The 25300-nt window shown below is 66.5% G+C and carries 22 protein-coding genes; 6 read left to right on the top strand and 16 right to left on the bottom strand.

Going from position 1 to position 25300, the window contains the following annotated elements; translation table 11 throughout:
- The first annotated feature begins 50 nt into the window (after positions 1-50).
- The gene (locus tag DVB37_RS22695; protein ID WP_046807966.1) at positions 51-701 is read left to right on the top strand and encodes a response regulator; all 651 of its coding nucleotides are present in this window, start codon (positions 51-53) and stop codon (positions 699-701) included.
- A gap of 20 nt (positions 702-721) precedes the next feature.
- Positions 722-1417: a pentapeptide repeat-containing protein gene (locus DVB37_RS22700; RefSeq protein WP_046807965.1), complete on the top strand. Its 696-nt coding sequence runs from the start codon at positions 722-724 to the stop codon at positions 1415-1417.
- A 112-nt stretch (positions 1418-1529) separates the two neighbouring features.
- On the opposite strand, the gene DVB37_RS22705 is transcribed toward DVB37_RS22700, so the two are convergent.
- The 5 genes from DVB37_RS22705 to DVB37_RS22725 all read right to left on the bottom strand — a co-directional run bounded on the left by DVB37_RS22705 (position 1530) and on the right by DVB37_RS22725 (position 5948).
- Positions 1530-2507, bottom strand: coding sequence for a MarR family winged helix-turn-helix transcriptional regulator (locus DVB37_RS22705; protein ID WP_120156832.1), 978 nt, complete (start codon positions 2505-2507; stop codon positions 1530-1532).
- 71 nt (positions 2508-2578) lie between these two features.
- Positions 2579-3388: a DUF1365 domain-containing protein gene (locus DVB37_RS22710; protein WP_240433968.1), complete on the bottom strand. Its 810-nt coding sequence runs from the start codon at positions 3386-3388 to the stop codon at positions 2579-2581.
- The gene (locus tag DVB37_RS22715; RefSeq protein ID WP_120156833.1) at positions 3385-4710 is read right to left on the bottom strand and encodes an NAD(P)/FAD-dependent oxidoreductase; all 1326 of its coding nucleotides are present in this window, start codon (positions 4708-4710) and stop codon (positions 3385-3387) included. The genes DVB37_RS22710 and DVB37_RS22715 overlap by 4 nt, the downstream gene beginning before the upstream one ends.
- 114 nt (positions 4711-4824) lie before the next feature.
- Positions 4825-5526: a DNA-3-methyladenine glycosylase I gene (locus DVB37_RS22720; protein ID WP_371683088.1), complete on the bottom strand. Its 702-nt coding sequence runs from the start codon at positions 5524-5526 to the stop codon at positions 4825-4827.
- Complete coding sequence (locus tag DVB37_RS22725; RefSeq protein ID WP_046807107.1) at positions 5523-5948, bottom strand: lysozyme inhibitor LprI family protein; 426 nt, start codon at positions 5946-5948, stop codon at positions 5523-5525. The genes DVB37_RS22720 and DVB37_RS22725 overlap by 4 nt, the downstream gene beginning before the upstream one ends.
- 103 nt (positions 5949-6051) lie before the next feature.
- Here DVB37_RS22725 and DVB37_RS22730 point away from each other — a divergent pair, with 103 nt between their 5' ends.
- Positions 6052-6867 (top strand): metallophosphoesterase, encoded by an 816-nt coding sequence (locus DVB37_RS22730; protein WP_120156834.1) that lies wholly within the window; start codon positions 6052-6054, stop codon positions 6865-6867.
- A 129-nt stretch (positions 6868-6996) separates the two neighbouring features.
- On the opposite strand, the gene DVB37_RS22735 is transcribed toward DVB37_RS22730, so the two are convergent.
- Together DVB37_RS22735 and DVB37_RS22740 are read right to left on the bottom strand one after the other, a co-directional pair.
- Positions 6997-7323, bottom strand: coding sequence for a hypothetical protein (locus DVB37_RS22735; RefSeq protein WP_240433969.1), 327 nt, complete (start codon positions 7321-7323; stop codon positions 6997-6999).
- Between the two features lie 2 nt (positions 7324-7325).
- On the bottom strand, positions 7326-8375 hold the full coding sequence (locus tag DVB37_RS22740) for an NADP(H)-dependent aldo-keto reductase (RefSeq protein ID WP_120156835.1): 1050 nt from the start codon (positions 8373-8375) through the stop codon (positions 7326-7328).
- Between the two features lie 145 nt (positions 8376-8520).
- Between DVB37_RS22740 and DVB37_RS22745 the strand changes: the two genes are divergently transcribed.
- The gene (locus tag DVB37_RS22745) at positions 8521-9297 is read left to right on the top strand and encodes a DUF4239 domain-containing protein (protein ID WP_104142208.1); all 777 of its coding nucleotides are present in this window, start codon (positions 8521-8523) and stop codon (positions 9295-9297) included.
- Positions 9298-9325: 28 nt separating this feature from the next.
- Here DVB37_RS22745 and DVB37_RS22750 read toward each other — a convergent pair whose 3' ends face one another.
- The 4 genes from DVB37_RS22750 to DVB37_RS22765 all read right to left on the bottom strand — a co-directional run bounded on the left by DVB37_RS22750 (position 9326) and on the right by DVB37_RS22765 (position 16688).
- Complete coding sequence (locus DVB37_RS22750; protein WP_120156836.1) at positions 9326-11962, bottom strand: excinuclease ABC subunit UvrA; 2637 nt, start codon at positions 11960-11962, stop codon at positions 9326-9328.
- Between the two features lie 49 nt (positions 11963-12011).
- Positions 12012-13577 carry a hypothetical protein gene (locus DVB37_RS22755; RefSeq protein ID WP_162941270.1) on the bottom strand — a complete coding sequence of 522 codons (1566 nt, stop codon included), beginning with the start codon at positions 13575-13577 and terminating at the stop codon, positions 12012-12014.
- A 220-nt stretch (positions 13578-13797) separates the two neighbouring features.
- The gene (locus DVB37_RS22760) at positions 13798-14607 is read right to left on the bottom strand and encodes an alpha/beta fold hydrolase (protein ID WP_240433970.1); all 810 of its coding nucleotides are present in this window, start codon (positions 14605-14607) and stop codon (positions 13798-13800) included.
- Positions 14608-14834: 227 nt separating this feature from the next.
- Entirely contained in the window at positions 14835-16688 is a 1854-nt protein-coding gene (locus DVB37_RS22765; protein WP_104142203.1) for a methyl-accepting chemotaxis protein, read from the bottom strand.
- 142 nt (positions 16689-16830) lie between these two features.
- On the opposite strand from DVB37_RS22765, the gene DVB37_RS22770 reads away from it, so the two are divergent.
- A complete protein-coding gene (locus DVB37_RS22770; protein ID WP_120156839.1) occupies positions 16831-18660 on the top strand; it encodes a hybrid sensor histidine kinase/response regulator in 1830 nt (609 codons plus the stop codon).
- Complete coding sequence (locus DVB37_RS22775) at positions 18657-19295, top strand: response regulator transcription factor (RefSeq protein WP_120156840.1); 639 nt, start codon at positions 18657-18659, stop codon at positions 19293-19295. The genes DVB37_RS22770 and DVB37_RS22775 overlap by 4 nt, the downstream gene beginning before the upstream one ends.
- Here the strand turns inward: DVB37_RS22775 and DVB37_RS22780 are convergent.
- From DVB37_RS22780 to DVB37_RS22800, 5 genes are all read right to left on the bottom strand, one after another.
- A complete protein-coding gene (locus tag DVB37_RS22780; protein WP_162941271.1) occupies positions 19234-21429 on the bottom strand; it encodes a peptidase domain-containing ABC transporter in 2196 nt (731 codons plus the stop codon). The genes DVB37_RS22775 and DVB37_RS22780 overlap by 62 nt on opposite strands.
- Positions 21426-22718: an HlyD family secretion protein gene (locus tag DVB37_RS22785; protein ID WP_120156842.1), complete on the bottom strand. Its 1293-nt coding sequence runs from the start codon at positions 22716-22718 to the stop codon at positions 21426-21428. The genes DVB37_RS22780 and DVB37_RS22785 overlap by 4 nt, the downstream gene beginning before the upstream one ends.
- 54 nt (positions 22719-22772) lie before the next feature.
- Positions 22773-22970: a hypothetical protein gene (locus DVB37_RS28460; RefSeq protein WP_146073884.1), complete on the bottom strand. Its 198-nt coding sequence runs from the start codon at positions 22968-22970 to the stop codon at positions 22773-22775.
- A 259-nt stretch (positions 22971-23229) separates the two neighbouring features.
- Positions 23230-24285 carry a Dyp-type peroxidase gene (locus tag DVB37_RS22795; RefSeq protein WP_120156843.1) on the bottom strand — a complete coding sequence of 352 codons (1056 nt, stop codon included), beginning with the start codon at positions 24283-24285 and terminating at the stop codon, positions 23230-23232.
- Between the two features lie 225 nt (positions 24286-24510).
- Entirely contained in the window at positions 24511-25275 is a 765-nt protein-coding gene (locus tag DVB37_RS22800) for a MipA/OmpV family protein (RefSeq protein ID WP_046807094.1), read from the bottom strand.
- Positions 25276-25300 lie beyond the last annotated feature (25 nt).

Genomic DNA, 25300 nt, shown 5'->3' on the forward strand with positions numbered 1-25300 from the left:
GGTACAGAATGAGCCCGATTACCCCCACGTTCACCCCACGGCGCCCCAGAATGGAACGACTCCGAATTGTCCTGGCCGACGATCACCCGCTGGTGCTCGCAGGCATGCGGGATCTGCTGGAAAAGGATCTTAGCGTTGAAGTCACCGGGCTGCTCGACAACCCGACGGCGCTGGTCGACCACCTGACCCACGACCTTCCCCATGTTGTCATCACCGACTATTCCATGCCGGGCGACGAAACCTATGGCGACGGCATACGCCTGGTCAAGTTCCTGACGCGGCGGTTTCCCAAGACGCAGGTGGTGGTGCTGACCATGGTGTCCAACCCCATGATCATCTCGGCCATGTACGACGCGGGCGTTGCCGCCGTGGTGCTCAAGCGCGACAACCTGGCTGAAATTGTCACCGCGCTACGCACGCTGCAAGCGGGGCGCAAGTACTATCCTCCTGGATTCCAGCGCGATGGCACGGTGGATTCGCGCAGCAAATTCATCGGCGAACGCATCAACAGCCTGTCGCCCAAAGAGTTCGAGGTGCTGCGCCATTTCATCCGTGGGGAATCCATGATGCAGGTGGCCGAAACGCTCAAGCGCAGCGTCAAGACCGTCAGCGGCCAGAAAATATCCGCCATGCGCAAGCTGAACGTGCAGACCGACCAGGAACTGGTTGCGTTCTGCGTGGAAAGCGAAATCTTCCAGTAGGCAAACCCGAGACAACACGCATGACGCAAGACCTGCTTCACACCACGACCGGCCAGGACGTGGACCGCAACACCCTGCTGGCACTGATCGATCACGCGGCGGGCCAGCCGCTGTCATTCGAAGACTGCGATTTTCAACACGCTGATTTTTCCCGCCTGGACTTGCGCGGGGCGCGCTTCACGGGCTGCGCCATCGCCGGTGCGTCGTTCCAGGGCGCCACGCTGGCCGACACCACGTGGCTGCGCTGCCGGGGCGGCCAGGCCAACTTTGCGTCGGCGGACGCCAGCGATGCGGTCTTTCAACATTGCGACCTGAACAACGCCAACTGGCGACGCGCACGCCTGGCCGCCGCCCGCTTCCAGGGTTGCAAACTGACCGGGTCGGACTTCGACGGCATCGCGTGCCTGGGCTGGAGCCTGGAAGAATGCCTGCTGGTTGGCGCGCTGCTGCGGGGCGTGTCGTTTCGCAAATCGAACATCATGCAGCTGGACTTTTCCGACGCGGATCTGGCCGGCAGTGATTTTCGCGACACCGTCTTTCATGGCGGCAGCTTGCGCAACGCCAACCTGAAAAACGTGCGCTTCGAAGGCGCGGACCTGCGCGAAGTGGATCTGAACGGCATCGACCTGACCGCCGCCGCGCGGCTGGCAGGCGCCACTATTTCCAAGACGCAGGCGGCGGCGTTGCTGGCGGAATTGCGCATCAGCGTGATCTGAGGCGCGATCTGAGGCGTGATCTAAGGGGCGATCTACGCCGTGATCCAGCGGGCAAGCTAAACCGGCGGCCCCCCCCCCCGCAACACCCGCCCCGCCCCCCGCAACACCCGCATCACGGCCGGCGGCGCGCAAAGCGCTGTTCCACCACCACGCTGCCCCACTGCCGGCCTTCCTGTTCGTGCGTCAGCACAAAGCCCGCCGCGTCGTACAGGTGGCGCGCGGCGTCCAGCCCCTTGAAGGTCCACAAATACGTCTCGCGGTAGTGCGCGTCGGCAAACGCCAGCGCACGCGCCAACAGCGCCCGCCCCACGCCCATGCCGCGCAGCGCATCGTCCACGATGAACCAACGCAGATGCGCCTGGCCCGCCGCCATGTCGCCGTCGATGACGATGGACGCCAGCGTGCGCCCGCCCGGCTCGGCTTCCGCGTACCGCCACATACCCTTGCCGCGATCGGGCAAGGTTTCGGCAAACGCCGCCAGCTCCGTCGCTACCTTGCGTTCAAAGTAGACGCCAAAGCCCGAGGCCTGCGCGTAGTAGCGCGCGTGCAGGCTGGCGATGTCGCCGATGCAACCCGGGCCGTAGCCGTCGACGATCTGCTCGTCGATGGCAAAGGTGGCCGGCGCCACGTTCGGGTTTTCGCGCGACAACGCATCCGCATACAGCGACATGAAACGAATCAGGGACTGCTGGTCGTCAGGCGTCATCCGGCGCAGCGCGTGCGACACCTGATCGGTGGCGAATTGGTCAATGCGCGCGCGTAGCGCCAGCCCGGCATCCGTCAGTGTGAGCTTCGATGAACGCGCATCGGCGCTATCGACCTCGCGGGCCACCAGCCCGGCGGATTCCAGCTTGGCCAGTTGCCGGCTGGTGTTGGACTTGTCCAGCCGCAGGATGACCGCAAGATCGCGCGCCTGAATACCCGGCTGCAAGCCGATTTCGATGATGGCGTGCACGGCGGACGGGGCCAGCTCGCTGCCCGCCAGCGACGTGCGCATGAAGCCGAGTTCGCGCACCAGCTTGCGGGAAAACTCGCGCAGGTCGCGGATGGTCTGCTCGCGGGATTGATGGGGAAAGTCGATCAGATCCATGGCGTGCCCACTTAAAAGTTGCGGTTCGCAACCAATATAATTGCGGATCGCAACCAAATCAATGGGGAATTTCAGGGGTGCTTGCGCGGCGGCGGCGCCGTCACCTCGCCGGCCGGCGCGGGCGGCTTGCGATGAAACGGCACCTTCAACAGGAACAGCCGCAACGCCTGCCAATGGATCCGCCACACCACGCCCAGCGTCATGAACGGCATCGCCGCCACCGCTTGCAGCAACGCCGCCGTGGTCAATGGCACGCTCTGGCCCCGAATGGCGGTGTGCAGCAGCGGCTGCGGCTGGGCGGGGTCGTCGTGGTAGTCAATGATGGCAGCGTGCACGCCATTGCGACGTTCAACCCGAAACCGGTAGATGCCGCTTACTTCGCAGAACGGCGACACGTGAAACGCCTTGTCGCTTTGCAGCACTTGGCCATCCTGGATGACGCCGCCGTCGGGCGCGCGCAGCACGTACTGGTGGCGCTCGCCAAAGGTGTTGTTGACCTCGGCCACCAGCACCCGCAAATTCCCCCGTGTGTCGTGCACGTGCCAGAAGCTGACGGGGTTGAAGACGTGACCGAACAGGCGCGGAAAACACTGCAACCACACCGCGCCTACATCAATATCCGCGCCTGCAATGGTCAGCCGCGATTGCAACCATGCCATCGGGTCGCCGCCGTCGCGCGCGCCATGGTCGGCAAAGTGAAATGCCACCGGGCGCCGACGGTTCACGCCGAACAACCACGACGCGCGGCCGTCAACACGCGGCGCCTGATCGATGCGCAGGCGCAGGCAGAACACCGGGTACGTGAAGCGGTGCGCCACCGGCCGCGTGCGCGCGTGCAACACGCGCGCGCGCATCAGTTCGATCAGGCCGTCCGCGTTCATGGCGCGGCGCCCCACGGCGGCGTCACGCCAAAGTCCGCCGCCACGCGGATGGCGGACGCCAGCCCGTCTTCGTGAAAGCCGTAGCCCGTCCAGGCGCCGCAGAACCACACGCGCGCACGGCCCTGGATCTCGGGCAGGCGCGCCTGCGCCAGCACCGCGTCGGCGTCCAGAATGGGATGTTCGTAATCGTAGCGACCCAGCACCGTGTCGGGCGCCGGTTCCTGCTGCGGGTTCAGCGTGACGATGACGGGTTGCTTGAACGGCAGCGGCTGCAAATGGTTAAGCAGATAGCTGACCGACATGGGCGCATCCGGCGACGGGCCGGCCAGATAATTCCAGGCCGACCACACCGCCCGGCGGCGCGGCAGCAGCGCGGTGTCGGTGTGCAGCACCGCCAGATTGGGCTGATAGCGCACGCGCGACAGCACATCGCGCTCGGCCTCGGTGGCATCCAGCATCGCCAAGGACGTGGGCGCGTGGCACGCCAGCACCACGGCATCAAAGTCGTCAACGTGGCCCGCCGTGCGCACCTGCACGCCGCCTCCCACGCGCTTGACGGTGTGCACCGGGCTGGCCACGCGCACCTGCTCGATGCGTGGCAGCATCGCTTGCACGTAACGCTGCGCGCCGCCGTCAACCGTTTTCCATTGCGGCCGCCCCGCCACCTGCAACAAGCGGTGGTTCAGGCAGAACGACAGGAACGTGCGGGCCGGCTGCGCCAGCACCATGCTGGGCGGCGTGGACCAGATGGCGCCCGCCATGGGCAGCAGATACCAGTCGCGCATCGCCTGGCCATAGCCCTCGGCATCCAGCAGGTCGCCCAAGAGCGCATGCGGCCCGCTGCGCGCCAGGTAAGCGGCGGCGTGGCGGTTGAAACGCAGAATGTCTCGCAGCATGCCCAGAAAGGCCGGACGCAGCAGGTTGCGGCGCTGTGCGAAGACGGTGTTGAGATTGGTGCCGGCCCATTCCACGTCGGGCTGCGACAGCGACACACTGAACGTCATGTCGCTGGCATGCACCGGAATGGACAGGTGCTTGAACAATCGGATCAGGTGCGGGTATGTCAGATCGTTGTGCACCAGAAATCCGGTGTCCACCGGATGGGTGATGTCGCCCACCCGGGCGTTGACGGTATTGGTGTGGCCGCCGACGCGTTCCTGCGCTTCGAACAAGGTCACCGAGAATTTCTCGGACAGCAACCATGCCGCGCTCAGGCCCGCCACGCCGCCGCCGATGACGGCGATGCGGCTGCCCGGGGCAAGCGGAGCAATGGTGCGCGGCGCCGGCTGGGCATCCGCGGCCGTCGACGTAAGGGTCACCATGGCGCCGCCTCGTTGGGATCCGTTGAGGCCCGATTAAACCATCAAGACGACCGATTGGGATGATGTCCGCAAAGGAAAAACCGGCCCCCTGGCCAGGCCCACGCCAGGCCCAGGCTACGGCCTTTGGAATTGTGCGCGCGCGGCCTGGACGGCGGCGTGGCATACGCAGCCGCTCATGTGGTCGTTGACCATGCCCACGGCTTGCATGAAGGCGTACATCGTGGTCGGCCCCACGAACGTCCAGCCACGCTTTTTCAGCGCCTTCGATAGCGTGACCGATGCGGCCGAGGTCGGGTTGCCGTTCCAGTACGCCAGGTCCACCGTCTTCGGCCGCTCGGTGGCTGCCGGCTCATGCCGCCACAGCCAGCCCGCCAGGGACCCGGTTTCAAGCGCCAGGTCCACGGCGCGGCGGGCGTTGTTGATGGTGGATACGATCTTGGCGCGGTTGCGCACGATGCCCGGGTTGGCCATCAGCCGGTCTACGTCCTGGTCGGTGTAGCGCGCCACGCGTTCGAAGTCGAAATCGTCGAACGCCTCGCGAAAGGCCTCGCGCTTGCGCAAGATCGTGATCCAGGCCATGCCCGCTTGAAAGCCTTCCAGGCAGATCTTTTCGTACAGCCGGCGGTCGCTGCCCACGGGGCGGCCCCATTCGTGGTCGTGGTAGTCAGGCATGGACGGCTGCCAGAAACAGCGCGGTGCGCCATGGGCGTCCACAATCAGGCCGGCGGCATCTTGCTCGGCGGCGCTACGCTGGGCGGCATCCCGTTGGGCGGCATCCCGCTGGGCGGCACTCCGTTGGGCGGCGGTAGCCGTCATTGTGCGCCGGGCACCGGGCAACTGGTGTCGCCTTCCTTGCACTTGAGGTAGGCGCGCAGTTCTTTGGTGCGTGCCTGCGTCAGCTTGTCCAGGCACTGGCTCAAGACCATGGGGTAGATGCTGCCACCGGTGGCGCCACCCGACGAGAACGCGCATTCCGCATCGCGAAAAAACAGCCATGCCTTTTGCGCGGCCTGCAATTGGGTCGTCTTGGTGCTGTCGTCTTTCAGGCGGTCGATGACGCTGCGGTAGGCCGCGTTCAGATCTTTGTCGGACTGGCGATAGGCCTGGTCGGCACACAAGTTCATGTCGGTCTGCGTGGAGCCTTTGCCGCATTTGAGCGGCATGGGTTGCGGCTGCGGCTGCGCGTGGGCGCTGGCGGCCAGCAGCAGCGCGGCGGCCGTGGCGATCGCGATACGCATGGGCGTTCTCCTGTTTGTCTGTGGCGAGTCAATGGGAAAGTGTCGCATGGATGGGCCCTTGCGCGCATGTCAGCCCCCGGCCAGGTGGCCTAAGATATTGCTCATGAAAATTCAATTGCTCTCCGACCTGCACCTGGAAACCGACCCGACTTTCGTGGCAAGTCCCATACCCGGGGCCGACCTGCTGGTTCTGGCCGGCGACATCGGTTCGTACCGCCAGGGGTCCAAGCTGGCCAGCAACGATTTCGGCCTGGGCAGCTACGCCCCGCGCAACGGCTGGCCCACGCCCGTGGTATTCGTGCCCGGCAACCATGAATACGACAACCTGGATTTCGACGAGGCCCATGAACGGCTGCGCGAGCTCTGCCACGCGCTGGACATCCAGTGGCTGGAACGCGAAACCTGCGTGATTGACGGCGTGCGCCTGGTGGGCACTACGTTATGGACGGACTTTGACGCGCTGGCCGCCGACACCGACACGCTGGGCGTGGCCCTGGCCAAGCGCGCCAAGGCATTTCGCGCCGCCGACTTCTATCTGGAAAAGGCGCAAATGCGCCGCAACGGCGCCCCCTTCATGGCCGAGCAAATGCGTGAACAGGGCCTGGCCTGCCAGCAATGGCTGACCGACGCGCTGCGCACGCCGTTCGACGGCCCCACCCTGGCCATCACGCACTTCGCCCCCACGCTGGCCAGCGCCGACCCGCGCTATGGCGTCACGCCCGGCACCGCCGGGTTCTGCAACGCGCTGGACGCGCTGCTGCCACTGGCCGATTGCTGGATGCACGGCCACCTGCACTGCGCGCACGACTACATCAAAGACGGCTGCCGCGTCGTGGCCAACCCGCTGGGCTACGCCAAGAAAGGCGAACAAGCCGACTTCCAGCCCGATCGCCTGTGGCAAGTGCCCGCTGGAACTTGAAGCTGGCGGCAACTACGGGTCCTGTTCGATGCAGATGTCGCCAGGTGGATGCCTGAGCCGGCGGGCAGCCTGTGAACCCGTAAGTCGGCGCAACGTGGGGGCAGTTCGTCCCCCATCAGCCGTCGCCCCCTATGGCTCCAGCCCTGCCACCGGCAACGCGAACAACACCACGGCCGGGTTCGCCAATACGAAGCCCGTGCCCGCCACGAACGCAACGGGTGACAGCAGCCGCATTGCGTCGGCGCTGGCTTGCGAATCCTGCACGGTCACGCGATAGGTCTGGTCCAGTGCAGTGGAAGTGGCCGCGCCGGCCTGCGCCACGCCAGGGGTGCCCGGCCGCGCCACGTAGCGCTTGCCCTTCTGGTGATGCGTGAAATAGACCAGCCCGTCTTTGGTGGTGCCAAAGTGCATGGCCAGCGCCTGCTCGCGGTCACGCGGGGTGGCGGCGGCCGTCACAATCAAGGCGCCGGGTTCGGGTAGCGCACGTGGATGGCGTCGATCGCCTTCAACAGTTCCGGCGACAGCGTCACATCCGCGCTGTCGATGTTTTCCTTGAGCTGTTCAAGCGAGGTCGCGCCGATCAGGTTGCTGGTGACGAACGGGCGCTGGTTCACCCAGGCCAGGGCCAGGTGCGTGGGCGACACGCCGTGCTCGCGCGCCAACGCCACGTATTCGGCGGTGGCCGCTTCGGCCTGCGGATTGCTGTAGCGCGTGAAACGCGTGTAGCGCGTCAGGCGCGCGCCTTCGGGCCGGGCGCCATTCAGGTACTTCCCGCAAAGCATGCCCATCGCCAAGGGCGAGTACGCCAGCAGGCCCACGCCTTCGTGGTGCGTGAATTCCGACAGGCCGATTTCAAACACGCGGTTCAAGAGGCTGTACGCGTTCTGGATCGACACGACACGCGGCAGGTTCTGCGTGTCCGCATGACGCAGGAACTGCGACAGGCCCCAGGGCGTTTCATTGGACACGCCCACGTGGCGCACCTTGCCGGCGCGCACGAAGTCCTGAAGCACGGACAGGGTTTCCTCGATCGGCACGGTGTGCTCGTCCTGAACCCACGGGTAGTTCAGCTGGCCGAAGGTGGCCGTCGTGCGGTCGGGCCAATGCAGCTGGTACAGATCCAGGTAGTCCGTCTGCAAGCGCTTCAGGCTGGCGTCCAGCGCTTCGGTCAAGTTCTTGCGGTCCAGAAAGGTCTTGCCGTCGCGGATGTGACCGGGGCGCTTGGGGTCACGCACCGGGCCCGCCACCTTGCTGGCCAGCACGATGTCCTGCCGGCGCTTGGTGCGCGCCAGCCAGGTGCCGATATAGGTTTCGGTCAGGCCTTGCGTTTCGGGCTTGGGCGGCACCGGGTACATTTCGGCCACGTCCACCAGGTTCACGCCGCGCGACAGCGCGTAGTCCAGTTGTTGATGGGCGTCGGCCTCGGAATTTTGTTCGCCCCAGGTCATGGTGCCCAATCCAATCAGGCTGACATCCAGGTCGGTACGGCCGAGTTTGCGGGTTTTCAAGTTCTGCTCCGTGCGGGTCTTGATAGGGGAAAGTCGACACCTTACCCCAAGATGTTGGCGTTTCGCTGACAGGCACCCGGGCATGTCAGATCTTGCCGCGGCCAGGCAATCCGCATACGCTGGCGACTGTCCGACGGGGAGCGCCATGCTGCGGAATTTCAACGAGTCCTATCTCTTCTTCATCGGCGTCATCGTATTCCTGGGCGTGATCGAACTTTGCTTCCGGCTGGGCCGCAAGCAACGCAAGCCGGCGGACGAGGCGCACAAGACGCACATCAGCGCACTGCAAACCGCCCTGCTGGGCTTGCTGGCCCTGCTGCTGGGCTTTACGTTCGCGATGTCGGTGACGCGCTTCGAGGCGCGCAAGAACCTGGTGCTGGAAGAGGCCAACGCCATCGGCAACGCGTACTGGCGGTCTCAGTTGATCGCGCCGGCCGCGCGCGAAAAGGTCCCACCGCTGCTGTTGGAATACATACGCGCCGCGCTGGAACTGCACGATGCCGAGAACGACGCGCAGCGCTTTGACGCCGCCAACGTCACCACCCGCCGGATCGAACGCGAGATCCGCGCCATCACCGCCGCCAGCGCCGACAACCCGCCCGCCATCGCCACCATCATGTTCATCCAGGCCATCAACGAGATGGCCCAGGTGAACGAAAAGCGCCGCGTCGCCCTGGAAAACCACGTGCCCGAACCGGTGTTCTACCTGCTGTTCATCGTCAGCATCGGCGCCGTCGGTTTCATTGCCTACGGCACCGGCCTGCACAACCGCAGGCGGCTGGTATCCACTGGCCTGTTCGCCGCGCTGATCTCACTGGTGCTGACCTTCATCGTCGACATCGACCAACCCGGCACCGGCGTGATCCAGGTCAGCCAGGAAAGCATGGAACGCATGCAGAAGACGCTGGAAAGCGAGTTGTAGCGCACAGGCTCACCGGGGTTCCCCCAAGTCAACCGCCCGCCAGCACCCGTTTCAGGAACGGCGCCGTGGCGCCCTTGCCTGCCCGGCTGACCTGCGCCGGGGCGCCTTCGGCCACGATGCGGCCGCCTTCGTCGCCCGCGCCGGGGCCCACGTCGATCATCCAGTCGCTGTTGGCGACCACGCGCAGGTCGTGTTCCACCACCACGACCGTGTTGCCGGCATCCACCAGGCCGTGCAGTTGCGCCATCAGCTTGTCCACATCGGCCGCGTGCAGGCCGGTGGTGGGTTCGTCCAGCACGTAGAGCGTGTTGCCGCGCTGGCTGCGTTGCAGTTCGGTGGCCAGCTTGATGCGTTGCGCTTCGCCGCCGGACAGCTCGGTGGCGGGTTGCCCCAGGCGCAGATAGCCCAGGCCGATCTCGTGCAGCAGGGACAGCGGACGTTGGACCGCGGGTTCGTCCTTGAAGAACGCCAGCGCTTCGTCCACCGTCATCGCCAACACCTGGGCGATGTTGCGGCCGTTCCATTCGATTTCCAGCGTCTTGGCGTTGTAGCGGCTGCCGTGGCAGACGGGACATGGCGCGTACACGCTGGGCATGAACAGCAGTTCAACGTGCACGAAGCCTTCGCCTTCGCAGGTGTCGCAGCGGCCTTGCGCCACGTTGAACGAAAATCGGCCTGCCCCATAACGCCGCGACTTGGCGGCGCGGGTGTCCGCGAATAGTTTTCGCACGTGGTCGAACAGCCCGGTGTAGGTCGCCAGGTTGGATCGGGGCGTGCGGCCGATGGGCTTCTGGTCCACGTTGACCAGCCGCTTGATGGCGTCGGCCCCTGCGTCGATGCGGCCGGTCGTGCGCGGCGGGCCATCGGCCCGCGGCAGATCGCCATCGGGATCTTCAGCGACCGGTTCCTGGCCCAGGTGCTCGCCGATCAATTCGACCAGCGCCTGGCTGACCAGGCTGGACTTGCCCGAGCCCGACACCCCCGTCACCGCCGTGAACGCGCCCAGCGGAAAACGCGCGTCGATGCCGTGCAGGTTGTTGCGATGGACGCCGCGCAAGGACAGCCAGCCGGCGGGCTCGCGCACGGCGACCCTGGCGGCCGGCGCGGCGTTGAACAGGTAGCGCGCCGTCAACGAATCAGGCACCTTCTTCAAGCCTGCCGGCGGGCCGCTGTACAGCACCTGCCCGCCATGCTGGCCCGCGCCCGGGCCTACGTCCACCAGCCAGTCGGCGCGGCGCAGGGTGTCCAGGTCATGCTCGACCACGAATAGGGTATTGCCCGCGTCTTTGAGTTGGTCCAGCGCGCGATGCAGCGCCTGGCCGTCGGCGGGATGCAGGCCGGCCGACGGTTCGTCCAGCACATACACCACGCCGAACAGATTGGAGCGGATCTGCGTGGCCAGGCGCAGCCGTTGCAGCTCGCCCGGCGACAGCGTGGGCGTGGCGCGGTCCATCGCCAGGTAGCCCAGGCCCAGCGCCTGCAAGGTGCCGATGCGCTCGACCAGGTCATGCGCGATGCGCTGCGCGGCAATGCGCTTTTCCGGAGACAGGTCTGGCGTGCGACGTACATCGGTGCTGCCCGCGTGCGCCAGGCCTCCGGCCGCGACGCGGCGCGCGTTGTCCTTGCGGGTGGTGGCGCGGCTGCGCGCGCCGGCGGTGGCGGGCGCGTCGAACTGGCCGCGTGCGGCGGGCGTAAGCACCTCGGCGATGCGCGCCAGCGGCAGGCGCGACAAGCTGCCGATATCCATGCCCGCAAACGTCACGGACAGCGCCTCGGGCTTCAGGCGGCGGCCATCGCAGGCCGGGCACGCCGCACCCGTCATGAAGCGGGCCACGCGTTTTTTCATCATCGCGCTTTGCGTGGTGGCGAACGTGTGCATCACGTAGCGGCGCGCGCCGGTGTAGGTGCCCATGTAGCTGGGTTCCTGCTTGGCGCGCAAGGCGGCGCGGGTCTCGGCCGGCGTGAAGCCCGCGTAGACCGGCACCGTGGGTTGCTCATCGGTGTACAGGATCCAGTCGCGGTCTTTCTTTTTCAACTCGCGCCACGGGATGTCGACGTCGTAACCCAGCGTGACCAGGATGTCGCGCAGGTTCTGGCCGTGCCAGGCCGGGGGCCAGGATGCAATGGCGCGCTCTCGGATGGTCAACGACGGGTCGGGCACCATGGACGCTTCGGTCACGTCGTACACGTAGCCCAGGCCATGGCAATTGGGGCAGGCACCCTGCGGCGTGTTCGGCGAGAAGTCCTCGGCGTACAGCATGGGCTGGTTGGCCGGGTAGGTGCCGGCGCGCGAATACAGCATGCGCAACATGCTGGAAAGCGTTGTCACGCTGCCCACCGTGGAACGCACATTGGGCGTGCCGCGCTGCTGTTGCAGCGCCACCGCCGGCGGCAGCCCCTCGATGGCGTCCACGTCCGGCACGCCCACCTGATCGATCAGGCGGCGCGCATAGGGCGACAACGATTCCAGATAACGCCGCTGCGCTTCGGCGTACAGCGTGCCGAAGGCCAGCGACGATTTGCCCGATCCGGACACCCCGGAAAACACGACCAGCGCGTCTCTCGGGATATCCACATCGACGTTCTTCAGATTGTGTTCACGCGCGCCGCGAACGCGGATGCAGGCGTCGGCGCGGGGTTTGGCGGGTGTCTTTCGTGGGCTCATGCAGCCATAGTAAAGGACACCTTGCGCGCCGATCCAGACGCGGAATCGATCACCCCAGGCGCAGGTCCGCCGCCTGATGCGCCAGGTCCAGGTACTTGCGGCGCAGAATTTCTTCGGCCTGGTCACGCGGCATCATCGGATCGTTCTCGGTTTCGTCCAGCTTCGCGGCCTGCACCAGCGACATCAGGTTGCGCGAATTCGACTCAGACGACGGCATGAACGATTGGTCCAGCAGCTTGCCCTTGATGTACTTGGACACCTGCGTGCTTTGCGTGCGCGCTTCGTTCAACGTTGCGGTCGCCAGCACGCCTTCCTGGTAGGCCACGTCCGTCTTGCTGCTGGTCGTGTCATGAATCTGGAAGTACAGATAGTTCTGCGTCTTCTCGTCGTCGGTCAGCGCCAGTTGCACGTCCGGCGAGAACGACCGGTGATAACTGGCGGTCAACGTGGACTGCTGCGTTTGCGACACCGCCAGGTCCCAACCGGCCTTGCCCGACACCTGGCTGCTTTGCGAGGCCTGGAACGAAAAGCCGTCGATTTCCTTTGGCTTGGCCGGGTTGATGGCGTTGCGCACCTGCTCGATAGACGCCGAGAAATCCGCCAGGCCCGACAACAGGCTGCGATGCGCGTCGACGGCCGGCAAGCGGCGCGTGGTGGTGTCGGCCGCCGGAACCTGCGCGGCGCCATAGCTGCCGTGCATGGACGAGAACACATCCTTGAACGTGCTCATCAGCGCCTCGTCGCCCGAGCCCCGGCGCTGGGCGCGGTCGAACTGCTGCAAGTACTTGGCGACGGCGGCCGACTGTTGCTGGGCCGAACCCAGGGCAACGGGCTGGGTCAGGTCCACATCCACCTTGACCACGCCCATCACGCTGGACACGGTCAGACTCTTTTGCTTGGCGTCCGCCTGGAAATCCACGGTCTGCTCGGCGCCGTCGACCAGGCGCGTCTCGCGCAGGCTGATCGAGGACAGCAATGGCGAGCTGCCGTTGGCCAGCTTGGTCAGCGACCAGCGCGGCGGCACCTCGGCCAGGCCGTCCAGCGCATCCTGGAACGCACCGGACAGCGCGGCGATGGCGCGGCGTTCGTCTTCGTTCAATTCGCCTTCGGCCACGTCGATCTGCACCGACATGCCTTCCTTGCCGCTTTGCAAGGTGACCTGCACCTTGACGCCGCTGGCGGTGTCGATGCGCAAGGACACCGCGTTGTCGGCCCGCAGATCGGCTTCGGACAAGGGGCCGGCGTCGGCAGCGGCCGAGGCCGACGCCGCGATGCGCGTGGACGGCATCCACTGGGTATGGTTGGCGCCGTCGGTGCGCAAGCGGTTCAGCACCGCCGCGCCCACCTCGGCGAACGGGTTGATACGGGTGCGCGCGTCCACGGACTTGGACATGGCAACGGCCAGCGCGTCCGGCACGGTGCCGGTCTCGTCGTAGACCGAACCGGCGGCGGTGGAGACGCCCTGGCCCAGCATCACGACAGACGATCGGGAGGACGCCGTGGCGTCAGCCGACGTCGCGACCGGGGCAATGGTCTGCCCCGCGCGGATCACCGTAACGGGGGTACTGAGCGGGGCGACGCCGGTCGCGCCTGCCAACGAGCTGATTAGGGTCATGGGGCGTCCGCAGTGGGCAGTGCCTGCCCGGGTTTTTGTCTGAATTCTTGTTGGAACTGCTAACGCGTTAACGGCAGGCGCCTAGAGAAATTAACCGCGCCGGGGGCTGAAGGGGCGGCGCAAGGCCGGCGCAAGTCCGGCAAGACGGGCGAACGGGCCGCGACAAATCCGGCCGAACGCCTGGAACTATCCGCGCGGCGACCCGCGCCGCTTCAGCCGGTCAGAGCTTGTGCCGGGCCAGGAAGGACTGCACGGCTTCCAGCACCACCGCTTCGTTTTCACGATGCGGCACGTGGCCGCAGCCGGCCAGCGCCAGCATCCGCGAGGGTCCGCCGGCCAAGGCTACGAATTTGTCCGGATGGCGCATCGACCCGTACTCGTCGTTTTCGCCGTGGATGGCCAAGAACGGCGCCTGCACGCGCGGCAGGGTGTCGTCCAGATTCCAATCGGCGAATTCGGCCGATTGCCACGTATGCACCCACGCGTCCAGCACCCATTGCGCCTTGTCGCCGTGGTAGCGCTTGAGGCGTTCCAGCTGGGCGGGGTCGCGAAATTGTTCGCCGGCCTCGCGGATGCCGGCCAGCGTGCGGTCTTCGACGAATTGCTGGGCGGATTCGGTGATGACGCCCGCGCAGGCCTGCGGATACGCGGCGGCGATGGCAACCGCCATGCCCCCGCCCACGCTATGGCCGAACGCGATGAAGCGCGACAGTTCAAAGTGCCGGGCCAGCGCGGCAAAGGCGTCATGCGCTTCGTCGAAAACGAAGTCGGCGTTCAACTTGCCGGGGTGCGGGTCCGACTCGCCAAAGCCCAGGCGGTCGTAGGCGATGACGGTGCGGCCGGTGGCGGCGGCAAGGTTCGCGGGGAAGTCGCGCCACAGGCCGACGCTGCCCAGGGAATCATGCAACAGGACGATTGGCGTGGCGCGGTCGGACACAGCGGCGCCCGACCAAACCCTGGCGTGGATGCGGCCATGGGCGGTGGGAATCATCACATCCTGCGGCGTTACGGCGGTGGCGGCGGCCATCATTCATCCATCCCTTGTTCGATCACGGTATGACGGATTCTGCTGCCAACCGCGCCGCCGGGCAACTCCCCAGCGCAATTCGAACCGGGCTTACCCGGCCCGAACCTGCCGGGTTGCCTGCCGGGTTGCCCGCCGGAATCCCTGCCCGGGCGCTCGCCGGGACGCTTGCCGGGATGCCTGCCAAGCGCCAGCCGCCGCGGGCGTGCCGGCGTTGCCCAGCCCCGCCCGTCCTACGCCGCGCGCGGCAGCGCCAGCATTGTGCCGGGCTGGCCGCCGTGCGCGTCACCGCGCAGCTTGAACAGTCCCACCGTGTCGGCCAGCGCGCGCGCCTGGTCGCTCAGCATCGCCGAGGCCGCGGCGGATTCTTCCACCAGGGCCGCGTTCTGCTGGGTGGCTTGATCCATGTCGGCCACGCTGCGGTCAATCTGGCTGATGCCGACGGCTTGCTCGGTCATCGCGCCGTGGATCTCGTTGACCAGGCGCTGCACGCGGGCAATGCCGTCCACGATTTCGCTCATGGTCGAGCCCGCCGCCTGCACACGCTCGGTGCCGCTCTTGACGTTTTCAACCGACGCCTGGATCAGCGTGCGGATTTCCTGTGCCGACGCCGCGCTGCGTTGCGCCAGCGTGCGCACTTCGCCCGCCACCACCGCAAAGCCGCGCCCCTGCTCGCCCGCGCGCGCCGCTTCCACCGCCGCGTTCAGCGCCAGGATGTTCGTCTGGAACGCAATGCTGTCGATCACGCTGATGATTTCGGTAATGCGTTGCGACGACTGCGAAATCGCGCTCATCGTCGTCACCGCGTCCGTCACCACCTTGCCGCCGCGCTCGGCCGCCACGCTGGCTTCCGTGGCCAGGCGCTTGGCGTGTTCGGCGGCCTCTTCGGTCTGGCGCACGCTGGAGGTCATCTGCGTCAACGCCGACGACGTCTCCTGCAACGAGCCGGCCGACGTTTCCGTGCGCTGCGACAGGTCGCGGTTACCCATGTCGATCTCGCGCGTGGCGGCCGACATCGAATGCACGCCCGTGCGCACGTCCAGCATCACATGGCTGATTTTGTCGACAAACGCGTTGAACGAGGCCGAGATCTGCGCCACCTCGTCGTGCCCGACCACGTCCAGCCGATGCGTCATGTCGCCGTCGCCCGAGCCGATGGTGTCCATGGCGTCGCGCACCGCCGACAGGCGCTTGAAGGCGCGGGATGTCACCACACTGGCAATGCCCACGGCCACCAGGGTCAGCACCACCAGCGAAATCAGCGTGGCGTTCAGCACCTGGGTCAAGCCCGCCGTGGCTTCGGCGCTGTCCAGCGCAATCACCAGCGACCAGTCGGTGCCGGGAATGCGGCGCGCCTTCAGCAGCTTTTTCTGGCCGTCCAGGCTGACCGTGATGGGGTCGGCGCCCTCCTGCGCCATGGCCGTGAGCGCGGCCGGGGTCAGTTCCGGGGCCACGTCGGTGGACGGCTTCAACGCCAGCTTGTCATTCACGTGCGAGATGACCTGCCCGTCGGTCGCCACCACGAATGCCAGGCTGGACGGCGTGGGACGGATCGCGCGGATGATGCTCTGGATGCCATCGAGCGGCACCGCGCCGCTCAGCACGCCCACCGTCTGCCCGCTGCGTACCATCGGCGCGGTGAACGCCACGTACAGCTTGCCGGTGCCGGAATCGCCGTACGGCTTGGTCACGGTCAGCTTGCCCGCCGCGACCGCGCTCTTGTACCAGGGCCGCGCGGTGGGGTCGTAGTCGGCGGCGGTTTGCGTCGTCGAGAAAAACGTCTTGTCGGACCAGCCTATCGTCGAAATGGGAAAGCCGTTGGTCTCGCCCATCAGCTTGGTCAGGCCGCGCGGGTCGCCCTTTTCCACCACGGCGGCAGTGGCGGAAACCGCTTGCGCCTTGTCCGCCGACCAGCGCTCGATGGCGCTGGCGTTGCCGGCTGCAATGGCGTCCAGGTTGCCCGAGATGGTTGCCATCATGTTGCTGCGCACGATCTGGTAGGTGGTGATGCCCGACAAAACCAGGGCGCCTACGACGGTAAAGCAGGTGATCAATAAAATACGGTTGCGCAACGAGGTGATTTTCATTCTTGCCTTCTTACTGCCACAGCCCATGCCGGACGGCACGGGTACGCAGCCCCCCCCACGAAACAGGCGGCCACGTTTGGGCTTACGGCAGGCACGGCGGAACCTTTAGCCGGGCGCGATGCAATCGGTCTAAAATCCGCCGGTGCAGCCCACCCCAGGTCACTCCCCTTCCGCCACCGCGTCCACCTCCAGCTACGGCGCCCGCATCCAGCAGGTGCAGATCGACGCCTTGCGCCGCAGCTTTCCCTTCGCGCTGGCGGGGTCCCTGATCACGGCCTGCTTCTCGGCTTACGCCTTGCACAACGTCTTGCCGCTGCACGAAGTGCTGTGGTGGATCGGCGCCACATTAGTGGTCGGCGTGCTGCGCCTGGCCGCCGTCATCGCCTACGACCACCATCGCGCCGACCCCGGCGCGGCCGAACGCTGGCTGCGGCGCATGCTGGTGGGCAACCTGACGTCCGGCCTGCTGTGGGGCCTGCCCTTTGCCTACTGGACGCTGTTCGTTCCGCTGGAATACCAGCTGTTCTTCATCGTCATCCTGTTCGGGCTGGGCACCGGCGCCATCTATTCGAACTACATGCTGCTGCCGGTGATGTACGCGTTCGAGGTGCCGGCATTCGCGCCCATGTTCATCGCCTTGGCCGCGCAGCCCTCGGCCATCCACCTGGCGCTGGTCACGGGCGGCCTGGCCTATCTGGTCGCCACGCTGGCCTTCATCCACCGCATGAACCGCACGCATCTGGACGCGCTGCGGCTGGGGTATGAAAACCTGGCGCTGCTGGAACAGGTACGCCAGGAAAAGATTGCCGCCGAACGCAGCGACCTGGAAAAATCGCGCTTCCTGGCAGCCGCCAGCCACGACCTGCGCCAGCCCGTGCACGCGGTCAACCTGTTCCTGGGCTTGCTGACAAACGAACCGCTGTCACGTCACGGTCACTATCTGGTGGACAACATCGGCAGCGCCATGGCGGCAATGGGGCAGTTGTTCGATGCCTTGCTGAACCTGTCGCGGCTGGATGCCGGCGTGATCGAACCGCGTTGGCAGGGCTTTGCGCTGAACCCGCTGCTGGATCGGTTACGCGCCGAATACGCCCCGCAAGCGCGCGAAAAAGGCATGTCGCTGCGCGTGCGCGCGTGTTCCGCCTGCATCTGGTCCGACCCGGTGCTGCTGGAACGCATCCTGCGCAACCTGATCAGCAACGCCATCACCCACACCACCGGCGGGCGCGTGCTGATCGGCTGCCGCCGCGTGGCGGGCCAGCTGCGCATTGAAGTGTGGGACAACGGCGTCGGCATTCCGGCGGCCGAGCAAGAACGGGTGTTCTGGGAATTCCACCAGCTGGGCAATCCCGAACGAGACCGCAGCAAGGGCCTGGGGCTGGGGCTGGCCATCGTGCGCCGCACCGCCACGCTGCTGGGGCATCCGCTGGCGCTGCGTTCGCAGGCGGGTCGTGGCACCGCGTTCATGTTGACGACGCCCATCGCGGACCCCACCCAAGCGGGCCTGTCCAACGTCAGCGCCGCGCCCTGCGATGCGCGCGCGATGGCCGGCGACACCGTCTTGCCCGGACAGCTGGTGCTGTTGGTGGACGACGATGCGCAAAACCTGGCCGGCTTGACGATGCTGTTTGAAAGCTGGGGCTGCCGCGTCATTGGCGCCACCAGCGGTAACGCCCTATTTGAACGCGTGCTGCCGCTGGCCGAACGCCCATCGCTGATCGTCAGCGACTATCGCCTGCGCGACCACGAGACCGGCATCCACGTCATCGAGCGGCTGCGCGAGGAATACAACGACCCGGACTTGCCCGCCCTGCTGGTCAGCGGCGACACGGACCCCGCCCGCCTGGCCGAAGCCGCCGACCGTGGCATCCCCCTGCTGCACAAGCCCGTTGCGGTGCAGGCACTGCGCGAACGCGTAGCCGCGCTGCTGCAAGCGACGCACGCCACCGCGTCCTCTGGAGATACCGAATGACGGCCGTACTGCTGGTCGACGACCACGCCATGTTCCGCGAAGCCCTCGCCCTGGCCTTGGCCAACGCGGTACCCACGTTGACGCTGCATCCGGCCGCCAATGGCCGGGACGCGCTGGAGGTGCTGGCCCGCCATGACGACATCACTAATGTAATCATGGACTACTACCTACCGGATATCGCCGGCGCGGAATTGCTGCGGCGCATGCGACAACGTCGTTCGCAATTGCGCGTACTGGTGCTGTCCGCTTCGGAAGACCCCGAAGACCGGCGCCGCGCCATGGAAGCCGGCGCCCAGGCCTTCATGAACAAGTCGGCCAGTTGCCAGGAACTGGTGGCCGCGCTGGATGCCATCAACGATGCCTCCCCGCCCCTGCACCTGTCAGCGGCCGGCGGCGACGCGCACCCCACGCAAGACGAAGCGGCGCTGCTGCGCACGCTGACGCCGCGTCAGCAGGAAGTGTTGCGGCTGATGTGCGATGGCCTGCGCAACAAAGAAATCTCCGAGCGCTTGAGCATGACGGAAAAAACCGTGAAGACGCACGTGTCGGCCATCCTGGCCGCACTCGGCGTGCTTAATCGCACACAGGCGACGTTAGTGGCTCGACGCGGCGGCGTGTTCGGCCGGCCGGCGTAGCGCTGCGCCGCCCGCTGTCGGCGGCAATCTTTCCATCCACCAGCGATATCTCGCGGCCCGCGGCGGCGATGGTGTCCGGCCGATGCGCAACGATGACGCGCGTCATGGCCAGCCGCGCAATCGCCGTGTTGACCACGCGTTCACGGTCGATGTCCAAATGGCTGGTGGCCTCGTCCAGGAACAGCACGGACGGCTGCTTGTACAGCGCCCGCGCCAGCAGCACGCGCTGCTTCTGGCCGCCCGACAGCACCGTGCCCATATCGCCCACCAGCGTGTTGTAGCCCATGGGCATGGCAACGATATCGTCGTGAATGGCGGCGATGCGGGCGCAGCGCTGCGCGCGATCGGCATTGAAACGCGGATCGAAAAAACTGATGTTCTCGCCGATGGAACCCGCAAACAGCACATCGTCCTGCAAGACCGTGCCCGCCATCTTGCGCAGCGACGCCGCGCCCGGGCCGCGCACCGGTGCGCCGTCCACCAGCACTTCGCCATCGGTGGGCGTAAGAATACCCAGCAGGATATTGACCAGCGTGGTCTTGCCGCCGCCCGATGGCCCGGTGATGGCCACGGATTCGCCCGACTCGATCCGCAGGCTCACGCCGTCCAGCACATAGGGTTCATGCGGGCTGTAACGAAAGCGCAGGTTGCGCACCTCGATCACGGGCGGGCGCACGCCAGCGCCGCCGCCAGGATCTGCGATGTCGCGCGGCGTTTCATCGATGGCCTCCGGCGCTTCGCGCACGATATCGGCCAGCCGCTCGCCTTGCAGCCGCAACATCTTCACGTCCACCAGCTTGTCCAGCAACGCCGCCACGCGCTTGTCGAACAGCGTCTTGTAAACAATGAACGCCAGCAAGGCGCCGACGGTGAACTGGCCGTTCAGCACCAGCCGCGCGCCCGACCACAGAATGGCAATGGACGACAGCCCGAACAGCAAGCCATTGAACGTGCGAAAAAACAGCGTCCATTTCTGTACACGCAAATCGGCGTTGATTTCATTGACCAGCAAGGCCAGCCACCGTGATCGGCGGTCGTCCTGATGCTGGAACAGCTTGATGGCCTTGACGCCGCGCACCGTTTCCAGAAAGTGCGACTGTTCTTTCGCGGCGTGCACGATGTGCTCTTCGGTGGCGTAGCGCAGCGACGCATAGCCGGCCCACCGCGCAAGCCCATACAGCGCCATTGCCCCCAACGCGATCCACGCCAGCGGCGGGCTGTACAGGAACATCAGCACCAGCGTAATCACCATCACCATGCCGTCCAGCAGGGCTTCCAGGAACGACGTGGTCACGGTGCGCTGGATGGCGTCGATGGCGCCGAAGCGCGACACGATGTCGCCCAGGTGACGCCGTTCGAAATAGCCGACCGGCAAGCGCAGCAGATGCGTGAAGACGTTCGTGCGCCATTGCAGATTCAGCGTCGTGCCCAGGTACAGCAGCATCCAGCTGCGCGCGACCGAGGTCAGTTGCAGCATCACCATCAACAGCCCGAAGGCCAGCGCCAAGGTGGTCAGCAGGTCGCGGTCGCCGGTGTTCAGCACATGGTCCACCACCCATTGCAGAAAGAAGGGCTGCACCACCGTCAGCACTTCCAGCGCCAGCGCCAACAGCAGCACTTGTGAAAACGCCGCGCCCAGGCCCGCGATGCGCCCGGTCAGTTCGCGCAGCCGCACGGGCCGCGCCTCGTGCGCGGTGACGAAATCCGGCGTGGGCCAAAGTTCCAGGGCCACGCCGGTGTACGACGCCGACAACTCGCTGATGGCGACCTTGCGGGTGCCGCGCGCCGGATCGATCAGCGTGGCCCACCGCCCATTGATGGCGGTCAGCACCACAAAGTGGTTGAACTCCCAGTGCAGGATGCACGGCAGCGCCAGCTTGCCCAACGCGCCCAACCCCGCCTTGACGGGACGCGAGGCCAGCCCCAGCTGGCTGGCCACATGGATCAGCGTCGCCAGGGTCGAGCCTGACAGCGACACCGGAAAGCGGCCGCGCAGGCTGGCCAGGCTTTGGTGATGCCCATGAAAGCCGGCGATCATGCCCACGCAGGCCAGCCCGCATTCGGCCGCCTCGGTCTGCAACAGGCGCGGCACGCGGCGTTTGACGCCCAGCGTCAGGCGTTCAAGCATCGTCATAGTTTTCCCGCCAGTTGGTGGGCGGGGTCGATGGCCCATTGATAGAGCCGCCGCGTCTGTTGCAGCAGGTCGGCGTCCAGGCGCATGCCGGGGCGCAGGGTCAGCGACTGCCCATCGGGTCCGCGCACCGGTGTTTGCAGCAACACGGTGATGCGGTACATCGGCTCTCCCGGGGCGCCCGCGTTGGCGTTGTTGCCGCCAGGGCCGCCGGGCGGGGTGGCATCGGCGCTTGCCCCGTCGTGCAACTGCCATTCCGGCAAGGCGCTTTGCGTGACGTTCTGCACCACGCCCGCTTGCTGGCCGTACGTTTGGTAGGGGTAGGCGGCAAAGCGCATCAGCACCGCATCGCCCGGCGCCACGAAGCCCACCGCGCGGCTGGGCGCATACAGTTCGGCCACCAGCTTCGCGCCGTCCGGCACGATGGTGGCCAGCGGCCGCGCCGTGTCCACCGCCTGGCCCACGTCGGCCGTCACGGCCGTGAGCACGCCCGCTTGCGGGGCGGTGACCAGCATCTGGCGCCGCGCTTCGCTTTGCGTCAATTCCACTTCCACGCCCGCCAGGTCGCGGTCCAGTTGCGCCAGCTGATTTTGCTGTCGCAAGCCCAGGTCGGCCAAGCCGGCCTGCCGTGTGGACAGGTCCAGTCCCAGGCCGATGCGATCGCGCAGCAACGCCTGCAACTGGTTGCGTTGCTCTAGCAGTTCGGCGCGCTTCGCGTCGGATTCCTCGGGCGACAGATAGCCCTTGTCCATCAGGTTGCGATAGCGCTGCGCGCTGTCTTCGGCCAGCTTGATGCGGGCGCGCTGGCCGTCGATCTGGCTATCGATGGCCGTCAGCTGCGCGCGCAGGCTCGCCACGCCGGCCGTCAACAGATCGCGTTCGCCCTGTTGCAGCAACAACGTTTTCTGGCGCGCGACGCGCAGGCTGTCCTGCCGCTGACGGATCTGCCCGCTGATGACTTGCTGCGTGTCGCCCATGGCGCTTTGCCGGTCGCCGGACACCACGTACAGCACGTCGCCCGCGTTCACATGCTGGCCTTCCCGCACCCGCCTTTCAACCACCACGCCGGCGTCGCGCACATACAGCTTCAGCAGGCCCGTATCCGGAGCAAGCCGGCCGCTGACCGTGGCACGCTTGGTGTAGGTGCCGAAGGCCAGGAACAGGCAGACCAGCAACACAAAGCCGCCCAGCGCCGCCGTGACCAGCGCAAACGACACCGGTCGGATCAGGACGATATCGCCCAGCGGCGCGGTGCGTTGCGCGGCCAGGGCTTGTTTGCGATAGAGCGACACGGCAGGTCAGGCCAAAAGGAGTGCGCGGCGATGGCATCGCCGCGCCCCCCTGCATCAGCGCGTGAAAAAGGTCTTGCCGGATGTCGGGGTTACCGAACCCTGGCCGGGGACGCTACGCTGCGGCACGACGACGCCGAAAGAGCGGTTCTGGCCGTAGCCGCCGCTGACCTGCTGGATTTCTTGTGCCGTCAGGGCCTGGACCTGGGCGTCTTGCGCCTGGCTGGCCGTGGACGGTTGATGGTTGGTCTTCATGCGATTCTCCTGCTGCTTGCCGACGAAGAAAACCGCGTCGGCATCGGCTGAGCAGCAGCCACCGCACGGCACGTGCCGCGTGACGATGCAATCGGAAAGCGCCGTGGCCGGCAATGCCGATCTGCTCCGGGCGGACAGTAGCAGCGGGGCGCGACCGGCGCATCGGTCTTTAGTCGTAGAGGATGGCGTTCTTGCGCCCTGCCGCGCCTGCGCGGCACAGCCTCAGGGCGCAAGATATTGCCGGCCTCGGTCGCCGCCCCTACGGCACGGTTGGTACGACCGGTACGACCGGCGCGACCGGTGCGACCGGCGCGCTTGCCACCACCGGCGCGGCGTCGTCCTGGACAACAGCTACGACCGGCGCGCGTTCGGCCAACTGCTCCAGCAATTGCGCCGACGGCACGAAGAACAGCCCGCCCGTCACCGCCCGGCTGTAATCCAGCAAGCGGTCGTAGTTGCCCGCCGGGCGGCCCACGAACATGTTTTCAAGCATCTGCTCGATGGGCGCGGGCGAACGCGCGTAGCCGATGAAGTACGTACCGAACTCGCCCATGCCCGCGCGGCCGAACGGCATGTTGTCGCGCAGGATCTTGATCTCTTGGCCGTTCTCTTCCAGCGTGGTCAGCGCGCTGTGCGAGGACGCCGGCTTGATGTCGTCGTCCAGTTCAACGTTGGATAGCTTGTGGCGCCCGATGACGCCTTCCTGGCTTTCAACCGTCAGCGCGTTCCAGGCCGCCATGTCGTGCAGGTACTTTTGCACCAGCACGTAGCTGCCGCCGGCAAACTCGGCGTCTTCATCGCCGATGACGGTGAAGTTCACGGCTTCGCGGCCTTCGGGGTTTTCGGTGCCGTCCACAAAGCCGATGATGGCGCGGCGGTCGAAATAGCGGAAGCCGTGCACCTCGTCCACCACCGTCACGGCGTCGCCCAGGCCTTGCATCAGCAGCGTTGCCACTTCAAAGCACAGGTCCATGGAATCGGCGCGGATGTGCAGCAGGATATCGCCGGGCGTGGCCACCGCCACGCGCGCGCCTTCGCCGAACACCCGGAACGGATGCAGGCTGGCCGGACGCGGCTGGCCGAACAGCGCGTCCCACGCGTCGGAGCCGAACGCGCACACACAGGACAGGCTTTGCTCCGGCGAGCGCGTGTTGACGGTGCGCACGCGCGTGGCCACGTCTTCGCACCACGACCGCACCGTTTGCGCGGCGTCGGCGCCGGGGTTGATCGTGGCCACGATAAAGATCGCGTGCCGCGTCGTCGGGCTGTGCACGGCTTGGGGTTCAGGCGGAAGGTCGGGCGAAGTGGCGGGCATGGCGGGGCTCAAGGGAATGAGGGAATGGGGAACGAGGAAGCGAGGAAACATCGGGGATTTCGCGCGGAAATTGTATCCGGCACCCGGTGCGTTTTCTTGAACAAAATAACGCTGCGGGTTGCGCCTTGTTTGTTGCGCGCTGCTCGTTGCCCGGCCGCCCGCTGCCGGGAAGCCGGCTGCCCCCAAGCCCGCTGCCCCGCCGTCCCGCCGTCCCGCCGTCCCGCCTTAGAAGCGATACATGACGCCCACCGACCCAAACATATTCGTCTTGCGCTCGGTCAGCGGGCTGTCGCGCGCATCGCCCAGCAAGGTGCTTACGCCCAGGGTGGACACGGTGCTCCAGCTGGGGTCGATGCGATAGGTCCAGGTGGTGTACAGCGCCGCCGACTTGAAGCCCGACGACGGCGAATAGGTGGACAAGCCTTCGCGGCTGCGCGCCGCTTGCGAGGACGTCACGCCGAACCAGGTCTGCATGGCGTCGTGGTTGGCCCATTCGGTCCTGACGCCAACCTGCACCACGTTCCGCTCGGTCATCAGCGCTGCGTACGAGGCGCGCAGTTCCAGCGTGCCGCCATAGCCGCTGCGCGCCGCCTGCTTGTAACCCGCGCCCAGCGAATACCGGCCCGGCCGCCATTCCACGTAGGCGCCGTAGGCGCCATGGAACTTGATGTCGTCCAGCCCTTTGGTGCGGTCGGCGTCGTCCGCCTTGCGGCCCAGGCTCAGCCCCACGAAGACGCCCGCGTCCAGGTCGGTGGCCAGCGACGTCTTCAGCCCCATCGCGGGCAAGCCCATGCGCGGCGTGATGAAAAAGTTGCCGGAGTGGTAGTTGATCAGCGGCACGGGCAAGGCGCGATATTCGCTGGACCCTTCATAGACCGGTATGGCTCCGACCCCTAAACCTATGCCGTTGGCGCCCTGCGCCTGGGCCACGCCGGCCCCGCCAAGCACCGCGCCCGCCATCAGGCCGCTTGCTACTATACCCATCCGCATCAGGGCTTCCTTTTCATTCGTGTCG

The organism is Achromobacter sp. B7 (assembly GCF_003600685.1).
Taxonomy (GTDB): domain Bacteria; phylum Pseudomonadota; class Gammaproteobacteria; order Burkholderiales; family Burkholderiaceae_B; genus Achromobacter; species Achromobacter spanius_B.

Coding starts and splice junctions, on each gene's coding strand:
- DVB37_RS22695 (WP_046807966.1), top strand. CDS start 51: ATGGAACGACTCCGAATTGTCCTGGCCGACGATCACCCGCTGGTGCTC.
- DVB37_RS22700 (WP_046807965.1), top strand. CDS start 722: ATGACGCAAGACCTGCTTCACACCACGACCGGCCAGGACGTGGACCGC.
- DVB37_RS22705 (WP_120156832.1), bottom strand. CDS start 2,507: ATGGATCTGATCGACTTTCCCCATCAATCCCGCGAGCAGACCATCCGC.
- DVB37_RS22710 (WP_240433968.1), bottom strand. CDS start 3,388: ATGAACGCGGACGGCCTGATCGAACTGATGCGCGCGCGCGTGTTGCAC.
- DVB37_RS22715 (WP_120156833.1), bottom strand. CDS start 4,710: ATGGTGACCCTTACGTCGACGGCCGCGGATGCCCAGCCGGCGCCGCGC.
- DVB37_RS22720 (WP_371683088.1), bottom strand. CDS start 5,526: ATGACGGCTACCGCCGCCCAACGGAGTGCCGCCCAGCGGGATGCCGCC.
- DVB37_RS22725 (WP_046807107.1), bottom strand. CDS start 5,948: ATGCGTATCGCGATCGCCACGGCCGCCGCGCTGCTGCTGGCCGCCAGC.
- DVB37_RS22730 (WP_120156834.1), top strand. CDS start 6,052: ATGAAAATTCAATTGCTCTCCGACCTGCACCTGGAAACCGACCCGACT.
- DVB37_RS22745 (WP_104142208.1), top strand. CDS start 8,521: ATGCTGCGGAATTTCAACGAGTCCTATCTCTTCTTCATCGGCGTCATC.
- DVB37_RS22750 (WP_120156836.1), bottom strand. CDS start 11,962: ATGAGCCCACGAAAGACACCCGCCAAACCCCGCGCCGACGCCTGCATC.
- DVB37_RS22755 (WP_162941270.1), bottom strand. CDS start 13,577: ATGACCCTAATCAGCTCGTTGGCAGGCGCGACCGGCGTCGCCCCGCTC.
- DVB37_RS22760 (WP_240433970.1), bottom strand. CDS start 14,607: ATGATGGCCGCCGCCACCGCCGTAACGCCGCAGGATGTGATGATTCCC.
- DVB37_RS22765 (WP_104142203.1), bottom strand. CDS start 16,688: ATGAAAATCACCTCGTTGCGCAACCGTATTTTATTGATCACCTGCTTT.
- DVB37_RS22775 (WP_120156840.1), top strand. CDS start 18,657: ATGACGGCCGTACTGCTGGTCGACGACCACGCCATGTTCCGCGAAGCC.
- DVB37_RS22780 (WP_162941271.1), bottom strand. CDS start 21,429: ATGACGATGCTTGAACGCCTGACGCTGGGCGTCAAACGCCGCGTGCCG.
- DVB37_RS28460 (WP_146073884.1), bottom strand. CDS start 22,970: ATGAAGACCAACCATCAACCGTCCACGGCCAGCCAGGCGCAAGACGCC.
- DVB37_RS22795 (WP_120156843.1), bottom strand. CDS start 24,285: ATGCCCGCCACTTCGCCCGACCTTCCGCCTGAACCCCAAGCCGTGCAC.
- DVB37_RS22800 (WP_046807094.1), bottom strand. CDS start 25,275: ATGCGGATGGGTATAGTAGCAAGCGGCCTGATGGCGGGCGCGGTGCTT.